The following is a 13001-nucleotide window of genomic DNA, read 5'->3' as shown; positions in this document are numbered from 1 at the left end:
ACAGTGCTTTGCGCTATCAGGGCAACCAAGATTTTTGTTAAAAGTGTTGCTTTGCAACACTTTTAACAAAAATCTTCTGATCTTCTGAGTCAAAAAATAATACCAAAACACAAAGTGGCGCAGCCATTTTGTGTTTTTAAAACCCTTACAGGGTTTGGTTTTTAATTCACAGAAGTGTTGTCACACTTTTGTGAATTGGTATAACAGAGAGTTACGGCGCAAAGCACCGCAACTCTCTGTTTCCACTAAATTGGTAAAAGCTATACAAGCTAGATATCGAGATAACGATGAATTGCAGTAAGGTCTAGATGCGCTTCTAGTAAGCCTGCCATGTCGTTATAAAGCTTTTGTTGATGATCTAGCCAAGAGATAGAGGCTGGCTGATGTTCAGGAATATTTGCCAATCTGGTTAAAGCTTGGCGCACAGCCGCAGACTCAAATAAACCATGTAAATAACTTCCCCATACCCGATCGCATTGCATTCCTTCATCACGAAACTCGCGATCGCCTTGCACTTGCAATAAAGGTCGATTTTGCGAAGATTCACTTATCTCAATTAATTTGGTAACGCCCATATGAATCTCGTATGTCATCCATTCATCCATAGACTGCTCTGATTGCCAGATTGCCTGCACCTGACGCACTTGTTTTGTAGGCATAAACTCGGTGCTAATTGGTAACAGTCCCAAACCTTTTACTTCGCCTGATGAACCAGCCACACCTTCGCGATCGCATAGATATTTCCCCAACATCTGATAACCGCCGCAAATCCCAACTATCGGCACACCGTGACGATGTGCAGTAAGAATTGCATCTGCTAATCCTGACGTTTTTAACCATTGCAGATCGCTTAGAGTGTTTTTGCTTCCGGGAAGAATAATGATCTTTGCATTGGCTAAGTCCGCAATGTTTTTTGCCCAAACTGTCTCTATGCCTAAATCTAATTGCCAAGGCTGACTATCTTGAGAATTAGACAAATATGGAAATCTAATCCACGCGATCTTCGCACCCTGACCTTTAGCTTCCGCTTCGCTACATAGACTGTCTTCGCTCTCAGGTTGTAGATCTGAAGCATAGGGAAGCAAACCTAAATAGGGAAGATGCGGCATGTGATCGCGAAAGTGTTTCTCTGCATCACTAAACAATCTCAAATCGCCACGAAACTTGTTCACTATAAAGCCTAATCCCAAATCCCTTGCAGTTTCAGGTAGAAGCTGATGCGTCCCAATTATCTGAGCAAATACACCTCCCTTCTCAATATCACCAACTAGAATCCATCGTCCTTGCAAATGAACAATCGGGCGTAAATTCACAAGATCGCGATGCATGAGATTAAGTTCTACAGGGCTGCCAGCACCTTCTAGCAGCAAAATATCACAGCGATCGCGCCAATATTCGAGAGAGTCGCGCACAGTCTCCCAGAGCTTTTCGATATGTTGATAATAATCAATTGCGGCGATATGTTGACGGGCTTCTCCCAATAGTACCAATTGCGATGTTCCATTTCCCGATGGCTTTAAGAGAATAGGATTCATCTCTACGATTGGACGCATTCCACAGGCTATCGCTTGCACTGCTTGCGCTCTTCCTATTTCTCCCCCTTCTAAGGTCACGTAGGAATTATTCGACATATTTTGCGCTTTAAATGGAGCAACTTTCACTCCATTGCGTCTGAGCCATGCTCCTAATGCAGTAACCATCCAGCTTTTGCCAGCATTAGATGAAGTTCCCAAAACAGATATGGCTTTCATAATATCGATGATAAGTTTAGTAGGGGCGTTGCCCCTACTAAACTTATCATCGAATTCCTGTGCTAGAGCTATCTCCTAACTTTCTAATTTTAATTTTTGCGGCAAGTCTCGATCGCTTAATTGGCGATCCTGTTAATTGGCTGCATCCAGTGCAGGTCATGGGTTGGTTCATCTCGCAATTTACTGATTTGGTGCTGATCGAAGATCCTGCTTCTAGCAATCGTATTCCTCGCTTTTCGCCACTAATCATGAAAGTGCTAGGCATGATTTTAGGAGTTAGCATGATCTTGGGAAGTGGTGTAGTAAGCTGGCTGATCTCGATCGCATCGGCAAAAGTCCATCCGATTTTAGCGATCGCTGTTTCCAGTATTTTACTAGCCGCTTGTTTTGCTGGGCGCAGTCTTCGTGATGCTGCTGAGTCAGTGCTAGCTGTCCTGCAAACTGGCAATATCGAAAATGCTCGTCAAGAGTTAAGTCGCTATGTAGGGCGTGACACAGAAGATTTGACCGAATTAGAAATTTTACGGGCTGTACTGGAAACTGTGACCGAAAATGCGATCGATGCCGTGACATCGCCATTGTTTTATGCCTTGATTGGCTCAGCATTGTTTGATTATGGTGGCGTAGTTTTAGCGATCGCTTACAAAGCATCTAGTACTCTCGATTCAATGGTTGGTTATCGCGAGGCTCCCTATACCGATCTAGGTTGGTTTAGCGCCAAAACCGATGATGTACTGACTTGGTTGCCCTGTCGATTAACGGTTATTACTTTAGCCTTACTTTCAGGAAAGCCAATTTATGTTTGGCAAATTTGCGATCGCGATGCTAAGCAAGACCCTAGCCCCAATTCTGGATGGAGTGAATGTGTGTATGCGGCAATCTTGCAAGTGCAGCTAGGTGGCGAAAATCGCTATCGTGGACTTGTCAAACAAAAGCCTTTATTAGGAGATGCAATCAAAGCGATTACATCTCCCAAAATTTCACAAGCACTTAAACTAACGCGCACCTGTTTTTTAATCTGGCTTAGCTTCGCCATAGTCATAGTCAATAAATAGTAAAAAGGGATGCTCCGCATCCCTTTTTACTATTTACTAATTTGGCGACATTCATCACCAGATATCGATTTAGTGCTTCCATCAGGTAAAACCTTAACGCAGGCAATGTCGGTTTTTGGAGCAAAGAAAGTATAGGCAATAACACCTGATAGCAGTATCAAGGAAGCGGGAATTAGCACATTGAAGGATAACCATTTTGGTCGTAATTTCTTCTTGAGATTTGCTAATTTGTTCTGTACTGCCAAAATATGTGGATGCTTATCTTCAAGCGATCGCTTATAAATTTTGATTGCTTGTTCATAAAGATTTTTTACTTCTTGATAGCGCTTTTGAGAATAGTATATGGCTGCTAAATCTACTAAACTCGCCGCAATTTCTGGATGCTCTACACCTAACACCTTTTTTTTAATTTCTAAAGCTTGCAAAAACAATGATTCTGCTTTTGAATATAAAGCCTGAGAATTATAAATTGCTGATAAATCAAGCATTGCTGAGACAACATCAGGACTCTCTTCCCCCAGAGTCAGCTTACGGATGTTGATCGCTTGTATAAATAACTTTTCGGTCTTATCGAATTGGTTTTGGGAATAACTAATTACTGCTAAATCTATTAAGCAATTAGCAACATTAGGGTGTGATTCTCCATACAAATGTTGATTGACAATTAAAGTTTGCTCAAGATAGTTTTCAGCATCAGTATATTTACCTGACTTACGATCTTTTTTTGCTAGTTCTTGCAAGCATTCAAGAAAAATAGAAACTTTGCCTTGCGCGTAAGGCGGCTCAGGCTCAATTCGATAAACGGCAAGAGTATTGCTACTAAAAACAATTTCATCTCCATGCATTAAGACCCATGAATCGCGCATTTCCCCATTAATCAACAATCCATTTGTACTTTTCCCTTTTTCAGGAGTCCCATCACTAAGACGAAATAATTGTAGTAAAGGATCTGGTACAGGAATTCCTATTAAAGTTGCATGTTCCCGCGACACTGACTGCGATCGCAAGACAATATCGTTTTCTGGAGATCGTCCAAGTACATAGCTCTTACTATCTAGTAAAATCCGTTGCTGTCCTTCAGGATCTTTCAAAATTAGATAATGCTCATATTGACTACCTTCAACTACGGTTGCATCTTGAGAAGTAATGGATCTAGGATTCATATTAATATCAGCAATTTCTAATTATTGAAGAGCTCGATAGTCAGAAGATTCAGATACTTGAAAATAATGACCTTGATTAAAACTAGCCTACCCACATCAAACTTGCAAGAATCAACATAATACATTTGGCTGAAGCAAGCCGATATGATGGTTTCCGTCACATCGACTTTTTCCAAATAAATCGCAAAATGGTTGCTGTAAGTTTTGACTGCTTTTAAACTATTTTAGGTTTTGTTTATGCACTTTTAAAAAAGCGAATAATTTCTCGAACTTGTTCTAAAAATTGGCTATCAGCACTCAATTGTGCGATCGCTTGTCGAGATTCACGGGCTAAGCGATCATGATCCAGTGCATTTGTTGCTCGTAAATCTTCAACATTTGCACCTAGTCGTGATAGATCTTTGCGCATCTCATTGGCAAATTGCTCATACTTTGTCACCCATGAATAGGGATTTTCAGTGCTTAGTTGCTCGTTAATTTGTCGAACGGACTCTTCTAAATTAGCAAACCTTTGCCTTAATTCCATCACGTCTTCGCGAGGGTAATCAATTTGCTGTGAGATTAACCTTAAGCGTTGAGCTATATATTCATAGGCACTTATTGCAGGACGTAATATTGTCAGCAACAGCGCCGCGATCGCACCCACATAGCCGATAGTGCCAATGCCACTTGATGCTAAAACATATAGAGCGATAGCCGAAATTACATGTAACCCAATCGCCAATCCTAGGGATTTTTGGGCAAGCGATCGGACATATGGTAATTGGTTCTCATCAACGGCGATGCCTTTATCCTTAGAAATTTCAGCTTGATTGAGTACAGCCTTAGATTGAAAGTAAACGTTCCAAGGCACTGTCACGATGATAATCAGCCAGACAAAAATGCTTGCACCAATTACCCAATCAATAAAATTACCAAAGGGTAAATTCAACCATTGAGTCAGACCAAATCCCGCCAGAAAAATCAGTAGTAAAGCTCCCAGCCAACCAATAAAATTACCCATAGGATTTACCTGAATATATCTGTACCAAAAGATAAAAGGCGGAGCTTTGCGCCGCCTCTCTTTAAAAAAATTTAAGTCGCTCAGCAAAATCAAATATTAAACCAAAAAAAATGTACCGCCCGCTGCGCGGGCGGTACATTTTTTTGGGTTTTGCCGAGTTACTTAATTAGGGAATTTTTGTGGGAACTGAGCAGTTTCTACACTCAACGCTACCGTCTGACCATTACGTTTGACTTCCATATTAATCTTGTCGCCAACAGCACGATCTTCCACTAATTGAGTGACCTGATCAGCAGTCAAAATTTCTTTGTCGTTAAACTTGGTGATTACATCACCACGCTTAGCACCTGCTTTTGCCGCAGGAGAATCATCAACAACTCTGGTAATCAGGACACCTTTATCTTCGGAGATTTTAATTCCAAACTCAGTGTCTTGATTGACCTGTTTCTTGACATTTGCATCAACTGTCACCATCTGAATACCAAGATAGGCGCGACTGACTTTACCACTCGCGATTATCTGTTTAGCAATGCGCTGAGCAGTTTCAATGGGAATTGCAAAACCTAATCCCTGAGCGCCTTGAATGATTGCAGTGTTTACCCCGATCACCTCACCATTTTGATTAAGCAGAGGTCCACCTGAGTTTCCAGGATTAATTGCGGCATCAGTTTGAATAAAGCTAACTCGCTTATCGACTCCAATTTGTCCACTATTGCGACCGATCGCACTGATGATTCCTGCTGTAACTGTATTGTCTAAGCCAAGAGGATTACCGATCGCGATCGCCCAGTCGCCTGGCTGCAAATTTTGAGAACTACCAATGCTCACAGTAGGCAAATTATCTGGCTTAACTTGGACAACAGCAATATCGGTAAGTTCATCGCTACCTAAGACTTTACCTTCAATTTGGCGACCATCTTTAAGAATCACAGTCACTTTGTCCGCTCCACTAACAACGTGAGCATTGGTGATGATGTCACCTTCTTTGTTGATGATAAAGCCTGAACCAGTGCCGCGTTCAACCCGTTCCTTGGGCATCCGACGTAGTTGATCGCCAAAAAACTGGCGAAACATGGGATCGTCCATAAATTCCTGAGGAATTTGTTGGTTACTAGCGACAGTACGTGAGGCGTTTATTCTGACAACGGCCGGGCCAGTGCGATTAACTGCCTCCACAACATAATTACGGGGGACTGAGATTGATTTCACTCTGTCGCTATCCTGTGCGATCGCAGGTGATATCGATGCAACCTGACTAACAGGGGTAATTACTGTTGTATTTGGCGATCGCACTCCTGACACAACCGCCCAAGCTCCCAAGATGACACCTAATAGCAGCATCGAAACATAAATCAAAGGTTGCTTGTAACGAGATTTTTTATTTGAGTCTCTCATAGCTATTTCCGCGACCAATAATACCTAACATTCTACAAAAAATTTTTTATCGGGTTAATCTTTGATGCTAGACGGAAAACCGTCACTTAATACTTAGCCACAGTTCTAAGGGATAACGCATCACCCAAGAGAACTTAATTCCCACAAATATCTGCTACAAATATTTGCCACAAATATCTATATTTTGTGTTACTGAGTATTGCTGATTATACCAATTCACAAAAGTGTCGCCACACTTTTGTGAATTAAAAACTAAGCCCCGTTATGGTTTTAAAAACACAAAATGGCGTAGCCATTTTGTGTTTTGGTATTATTCACTGGCGGGTAGTAAATCGTCGTTCTTATTTACATCTGACGCTAAAGCAAACCCAAAAGTGCCGCCCGCATATCTGGGTTTGTTTTATACCTACGCTTAATGGCTTAACTGCTTAACTGCAAAACACACACAAAACATGCTATTCAGAGGAAACTTGCCCCCTCTCTATAGTCTGTTTTGTTAATTAATCTTGACGTAAAAACTTTTTGGCAAACTAAACTTAACTGCATCTTTAACGTCCCTTAACCTTTGGTTGACGGATGCAGTTTAGTATCAATCATGTCTAGTTTAAATGCTTAGTCAACCGTAACAGATATAATCGCAGTAAGATTTTTATGATGTCCAAGAAGAATATCAATCGTAGTGTTGTAACTTTTGTAGCAGGCGTTACACTAGCCGCAACACTTGCATCCTGTAGCGGAAGCGACACCAAACCTAGTACTCCTAGTGCAACTAGTCCCGCAGCAACTACCACAACGGCTGCTAAAGAACCTGCTAAGGAACCTGCTAAAGCTCCTTCCAACTTATCTGGCAATATCACCATTGATGGTTCCAATACAGTCGCTCCTATTAGCAAGGCTGTTGCAGAAGATTTTGCAAAATCAAATCCTGGGGTGAAAGTTCCTGTTGGTTCAAGTGGCACTGGTGGCGGCTTCAAGAAATTCTGCTCTGGAGATATCGATATTTCTGGTGCTTCTCGCCCGATCAAAGCCAAGGAAGCTGAAGATTGCAAGGCTAAGAATGTTGATTTCGTTGAACTTCCAGTCGCTGTTGATGGCTTGACTATAATTGTTAATAAAGAAAACACTTGGGCAAAGTGCCTCACAGTTCCCGAACTCAAGACCCTTTGGAGTCCAGACTCTGAAGGTAAGGTCACAACTTGGGATCAAGTAAGACCTGAGTTCCCTAAAGAAACGATCGCTTTATTTGGTCGCGGTGCAGATTCGGGTACATTCGACTACTTCACTGAAGCAGTTAACGGCAAATCTAAGGCAATTCGCAAGGACTATCAACCAACTGAAGATAGCAATATCATTGTGAAAGGCGTTCAAGGCGGCAAAGGCGCGTCAGGTTTCTTGGGAGTTGCTTATTTTGAAGAAAACGCAAAGACCTTGAATGCGGTTGAAGTCGATGGTGGTAAGGGTTGTGTCGCACCAACAACCGATAACATCACCTCTGGTAAATACTCGCCATTGTCTCGTCCGCTATTTATCTATGTGTCCAAGAAAGCTCTAGCACGTCCTGAAGTTAAGGCTTACATTGATTTTTATCTAACTAGTACGAAGTTGGTGAAAGAAGTCGGCTACGTTAATCTTCCTGCTGACGCGCTCACCAAAGTTGTCGCTCGATTCAAGGCTGAGAACGTTGGTTCAACCTTCATGGATGCACCTGCTGGAGTATCTGTTTCGGAATTGATGGCAAAAGACCTGAAATAGTCCTGATTTAAGCCCTTCCCAGCATTTGGGAAAGGGCTTATTTTTGTGATTTACTTGTTTGATTTACTTGATTGAAAAACTTCATTGTCAATTTTTGTGAATATTCCTGAACCCGATTCACTCGATATTTATCAACGTCGCGATCGCAATATTAAAGAAAATGCGATCGGCTATGCGTTGCTTATTTGTGCCTGCATTTCTGTACTGACGACCATAGCGATCGTTTTTGAGCTTTCCTCGGAAACCATCAGCTTTTTTGGCAAGGCAAATATTGGCGAATTTCTATTCGGCAAAACCTTGCCAGATGGCAACTATAGCTGTAGTTGGACACCTCAATTTTCCGAAAAAAGCTTTTGTATATGGCCGACTGTGAACGGCACTATCATGGTGGCTCTGATCGCGATGTTGGTAGCAACTCCTCTGGGACTAGCAACTGCTATCTATTTGTCAGAATATGCATCACCAAGATTAAGCAAGTTTTTGCGCCCTGTAATCGAGTTGCTTGCTGGCGTGCCAACGGTCGTATACGGCTACTTTGCGTTGACCTTTATTACCCCTGTTCTTAGTAAGATTATTCCTAATTTGCAAGGCTTTAATGCTCTCAGCGCGGGTTTAATCATGGGCGTAATGATCGTACCAACCATCGCTTCAATTAGTACTGATGCCATGCGTGCAGTACCGATATCTCTACGTGAAGCCGCCTATGGGCTTGGCTCGACCAAGAAAGAAGTCTCGACAAATGTCGTACTTCCTGCTGCTTTGTCAGGTATATGTGCTGCCATCATTTTGGGCATATCTCGCGCCGTTGGTGAGACGATGATTGTAGCGATCGCCGCAGGACAAAAACCTACTCTCACTCTCGATCCCAGACAAACTGTTGGTACAATGACGGCTTATATCGCTCAAGTCGCAAAGGGTGATTCACGGGTTGGTAGCGTTGAATATCAAGCACTTTTTGCAGTAGGTATGACGCTTTTTCTAATCACGCTCCTTCTCAACATTATTAGTAAGCAAATTAGCAAGCGTTTCCAAGAAACCTATGAATAACGGTTCAGAAATATTAGATACGTTTGGCGGACAATCTAGCGATTCAAAATTTGACCCGAAACTAGAATCTCGACAGTTATGGGGCAACATATTTGCAGGCTTTTGCATTTTCGCTACCCTACTTGGTTTAGTTGTCCTCGTTGTATTAATTTTCAATGTAGTCAAAGATGGTTCTAGTCGTCTCAACTGGGATTTATTTAAGTTGTATCCATCTCGCCGACCTTTAGAATCTGGGTACAAAGCCGCGATTCTAGGATCTATTTCGATGGTCGCGTATGTGTTACTCTTGGTAGTCCCGATTGGAGTTAGCTCCGCCATCTACCTAGAAGAATATGCCAAGAAAAATTGGTTTACAGAGTTAATCGAATTAAATATTTATAATCTAGCTGGTATTCCCTCGATCATTTATGGTCTGTTGGGCTTAGGGCTATTTGTACGGGGCATTTATAGCGGTAGAGCTGTATTGGTTACAGGGATTTTAACGATTACATTGCTAATTTTGCCCCCAGTAATTGTTATTTCCAGAGAAGCAATTCGCGCCGTCCCACAATCAATTCGTCAGGCTTCCTATGGAGTTGGTGCAACTAAGTGGCAAACAATTCGCCATCACGTTTTACCTTCAGCTCTACCAGGGATTTTAACAGCCGTGATTATCTCTACCTCCAGAGGTATTGGCGAAACGGCTCCAATTATCGTCCTTGGGGCTGGTACGGTTCTGTTTGACCCAAAAGCTTCACCCATCAACTTTGGAGCTTTATCCAGTGGTAAAATAGGAGATGTATTCACCGACACATTATGGTCAAACGATAATTTCTTCTCAGTTCTGCCATCCCAGATTTATGACTGGGTGGGTGATCCTAAGCCAGAGTTTCAAGTACTTGCTTCAGCAGGTATCGTTGTTTTACTGGTGTTAGTTTTAGGGATGAATTTAATTGCCATTTTCTTACGCAGTCGGGCTAAGTGATTCGAGTCCTTGTGCAGGGTATCCGTTTGCAAAGTATTTTATGAAAGATAATAATTACGAATCTGGTTTCTTACAATGAACTTAAGCAGCAACTCCTCTGAAAATCAGGCAATTTTAAAGGTCGAAGACGTTAATGTTTTTTACAGCTCCAACTCTCCAGCAGTAGCAGGCGTTAATTTAGAAATCTTCAAAAATCAAATCACTGCTTTTATTGGTCCTTCGGGATGTGGTAAAAGCACAATTTTGAGATGTTTTAATCGTCTTAATGATTTGATTGAAGGTGCAAGAGTTAAAGGCGTAATCTCCTTCAATGGTCATAACCTTTACGATCCCAAGATCGATCCTGTGGCAGTACGTCGTCACATTGGTATGGTATTTCAGCGCCCTAATCCATTTCCAAAATCGATTTATGAAAACATCGCGTTTGGTCCTCGGATCAATGGATTTAAGGGTTCTAAGAATGATATGGATGACTTAGTAGAAAAGTCATTGAGATCGGCTGCGATTTGGGATGAGGTCAAAGATAAGCTTCAAGAAAGTGGTTTAGCCCTCTCTGGTGGTCAACAACAACGTTTGTGTATTGCTCGTGCGATCGCAGTTGAGCCACAGGTGATCTTGATGGATGAGCCTTGTTCGGCACTTGACCCTATCTCAACTCTTCGCATTGAAGAGTTAATGCAAGAGTTAAAGCAGAAATATACGCTGGTAATCGTGACCCACAATATGCAGCAAGCTTCGAGATCGGCTGATATGACTGCTTTCTTTAATACAGAACTTACCGAAAGTGGTAAGCGTACAGGTAAGTTAGTGGAAATTGATCGCACCTCAGTTATCTTCAGCAGTCCTAAGCAAGTAGCCACTGAGGAATACATTAGCGGTAGATTTGGCTAAAGCTAAAAATCAAGATTAAAATAAGTAAAGAGAGCGCTTGGCGCTCTCTTTACTTATTTTTGTGGCTAATAAACTTTCATGGTTTTAACAAGTACTGAATCGATCGCTGGTCAATATTGGCTATGGCGTGAACAAAAAATTTATTTTGTCAAAGCGGGAAATAATTCTCAGCGTCCACCACTGCTCTTAGTGCATGGATTTGGGGCATCAACAGATCACTGGCGCAAGAATATCTCTGAACTTAGTCAAGACTTTGAAGTATATGCGATTGATTTGTTAGGCTTTGGGCGATCGCAAAAACCTGCATGGCAATATAGCGGCAATCTTTGGCGCGATCAGCTCCATGATTTTATTACCGAAAAAATTCAACGTCCAACCGTAATTGCTGGTAATTCCCTTGGTGGTTATTCTTCGTTATGTGTAGCTGCTGATTATCCTCAATCAGTGGCAGGTGTGATCTTACTCAATAGTGCGGGGCCATTTACAGATACCAATCCTCTTGGGGCTAAGAAAGTAAATCCAATCCAAAAAGCGATCACCCCAGCCTTGCAGAAAGTCCTACGCCAGCCTTGGGCAAATCAATTGTTATTTAACTTCGTCCGTCAAAAATCTCGTATTCGTAGCACTTTAAAAAAAGTCTATTTAGATCAATCTGCTGTTACCGATCAATTAGTTGAAGATATTTATCGTCCTTCCTGTGATCAGGGTGCTGCACAAGTTTTTGCGTCAGTATTTAGCACACCGCAAGGCAAAAAGGTCGATGAGTTATTAGGATCAATGAGTAGTCCCTTATTAATGATTTGGGGTGAAGGTGATCCTTGGATGAATTCCTGTGCGAGGGGTGCAAAATTTCGTGAGTTTTATCCATCACTCACAGAGCATTACATTAATGCAGGACATTGCCCCCATGATGAGAGTCCAGAGGTCGTGAATAGATTAATTCGAGAGTGGTCTTTGTCTTTATAGCTCAAGAAAAATCTTAAAAGGCTTGCTTTGCAAGCCTTTTAAGATTTTTCTTGGTTTAGGGGACAGCGCAAAGCGCTGTATATTGAATAAACGAATTGATTAGAAAATATAAAATGGCAACTTGGCAATGCATTAGCGGCTGTGGCGCATGCTGCAATCTTGATCCGAAAGATCGCCCTGACCTTGCAGATTACCTCACCGCCGACGAACTTCAAAAATACTTAAGTATGGTGGGTAGCGATGGCTGGTGCATCAACTTCGATCAACTGAACCGCAAATGTACAATTTATGAGCAAAGACCGCGCTTTTGTCGAGTAGAACCTGAGACTTTCTATGACATGTTTGGCGTGGAGCCAGAAGAATTAGATGAGTTTGCGATCGCTTGTTGCGAGGAAAATATTGAGTCAGTTTATGGTGAGAGATCTCTAGAAATACTACGGTTCGAGCAAGCAGTTAATTAGTTCACAAAACCCAAAAAGACAAAGTGCCCGCTAAGCGGGCACTTTGTCTTTTTGGGTTTTGTGATTCTGATCACCAACATATATACATCAGAGTCACATCTATCTACAGATATAAGTCACATCTTTACATAGATACGAGTCACATCTATATCTGTGATTTCAGAGGAAACTAATTGGTATAGGGATAGTCCTTAAAAAGTGACGATACACCAATTCAAGATCTGGTCATCATCACTCGAAAGACTATTTCTCTAATTTAATCCTTATACACCTAGTACAAAAATCATGAGTAACAAGAGTGTCATCAGAAATCTCGTCAACCGTGCTCTTCTCGTCAAACGCCTTACCCCTGAACTAGAAAACATGATTAATCATGAGCTTTCTGAGCAAGGTTATATTACTGATCCTGACTACGAAGCCCTAGAGTATCTCATGCAGGCTATCGATCAAGGTAAAGTCAGGCAAGTTAGCTAATAATTGGCTTAAGCGCCAATTATTAGCCTTGATTTTAGTGCTAAGGGCTGTAGACTAGAATTGCAAAATTTGAAGTCTT

The 13001-nt window shown here is 41.7% G+C and carries 12 protein-coding genes; 8 read left to right on the top strand and 4 right to left on the bottom strand.

Going from position 1 to position 13001, the window contains the following annotated elements:
• Positions 1-269: 269 nt before the first annotated feature.
• Positions 270-1751 carry a cobyric acid synthase gene (locus tag PseudUWO311_RS00125; protein WP_142653065.1) on the bottom strand — a complete coding sequence of 494 codons (1482 nt, stop codon included), beginning with the start codon at positions 1749-1751 and terminating at the stop codon, positions 270-272.
• A 59-nt stretch (positions 1752-1810) separates the two neighbouring features.
• On the opposite strand from PseudUWO311_RS00125, the gene cbiB reads away from it, so the two are divergent.
• Positions 1811-2806, top strand: a complete 996-nt coding sequence (gene cbiB, locus PseudUWO311_RS00120) for an adenosylcobinamide-phosphate synthase CbiB (RefSeq protein ID WP_142653064.1) — start codon at positions 1811-1813, stop codon at positions 2804-2806.
• Positions 2807-2835: 29 nt separating this feature from the next.
• Here the strand turns inward: cbiB and PseudUWO311_RS00115 are convergent, their stop codons facing one another.
• From PseudUWO311_RS00115 to PseudUWO311_RS00105, 3 genes are all read right to left on the bottom strand, one after another.
• Positions 2836-3969, bottom strand: a complete 1134-nt coding sequence (locus tag PseudUWO311_RS00115; protein ID WP_142653063.1) for a tetratricopeptide repeat protein — start codon at positions 3967-3969, stop codon at positions 2836-2838.
• Positions 3970-4204: 235 nt separating this feature from the next.
• Positions 4205-4972 carry a hypothetical protein gene (locus PseudUWO311_RS00110; protein ID WP_142653062.1) on the bottom strand — a complete coding sequence of 256 codons (768 nt, stop codon included), beginning with the start codon at positions 4970-4972 and terminating at the stop codon, positions 4205-4207.
• 162 nt (positions 4973-5134) lie between these two features.
• On the bottom strand, positions 5135-6367 hold the full coding sequence (locus PseudUWO311_RS00105; RefSeq protein ID WP_142653061.1) for an HhoA/HhoB/HtrA family serine endopeptidase: 1233 nt from the start codon (positions 6365-6367) through the stop codon (positions 5135-5137).
• Between the two features lie 651 nt (positions 6368-7018).
• Here PseudUWO311_RS00105 and PseudUWO311_RS00100 point away from each other — a divergent pair.
• From PseudUWO311_RS00100 to PseudUWO311_RS00070, 7 genes are all read left to right on the top strand, one after another.
• Positions 7019-8119 carry a PstS family phosphate ABC transporter substrate-binding protein gene (locus tag PseudUWO311_RS00100; protein WP_223807385.1) on the top strand — a complete coding sequence of 367 codons (1101 nt, stop codon included), beginning with the start codon at positions 7019-7021 and terminating at the stop codon, positions 8117-8119.
• Positions 8120-8215: 96 nt separating this feature from the next.
• Positions 8216-9166, top strand: a complete 951-nt coding sequence (pstC, locus tag PseudUWO311_RS00095; protein WP_223807384.1) for a phosphate ABC transporter permease subunit PstC — start codon at positions 8216-8218, stop codon at positions 9164-9166.
• Entirely contained in the window at positions 9159-10130 is a 972-nt protein-coding gene (gene pstA, locus PseudUWO311_RS00090; protein ID WP_142653060.1) for a phosphate ABC transporter permease PstA, read from the top strand. Before pstC ends, pstA begins: the two co-directional genes overlap by 8 nt.
• 75 nt (positions 10131-10205) lie before the next feature.
• Positions 10206-11021: a phosphate ABC transporter ATP-binding protein PstB gene (gene pstB, locus PseudUWO311_RS00085; RefSeq protein WP_142653059.1), complete on the top strand. Its 816-nt coding sequence runs from the start codon at positions 10206-10208 to the stop codon at positions 11019-11021.
• A gap of 78 nt (positions 11022-11099) precedes the next feature.
• Entirely contained in the window at positions 11100-11987 is an 888-nt protein-coding gene (locus PseudUWO311_RS00080) for an alpha/beta fold hydrolase (RefSeq protein WP_142653058.1), read from the top strand.
• 113 nt (positions 11988-12100) lie between these two features.
• Entirely contained in the window at positions 12101-12448 is a 348-nt protein-coding gene (locus PseudUWO311_RS00075) for a YkgJ family cysteine cluster protein (protein ID WP_142653057.1), read from the top strand.
• Positions 12449-12733: 285 nt separating this feature from the next.
• Positions 12734-12922 (top strand): hypothetical protein, encoded by a 189-nt coding sequence (locus PseudUWO311_RS00070; RefSeq protein WP_142653056.1) that lies wholly within the window; start codon positions 12734-12736, stop codon positions 12920-12922.
• The last annotated feature ends 79 nt before the right edge of the window (positions 12923-13001 follow it).

The organism is Pseudanabaena sp. UWO311 (assembly GCF_006937785.1).
In the GTDB taxonomy this organism is placed as follows: Bacteria; Cyanobacteriota; Cyanobacteriia; order Pseudanabaenales; family Pseudanabaenaceae; genus Pseudanabaena.
The sequence above is the reverse complement of the archived record's forward strand: the minus strand, read 5'-3'. Positions and strand labels throughout refer to the sequence as shown.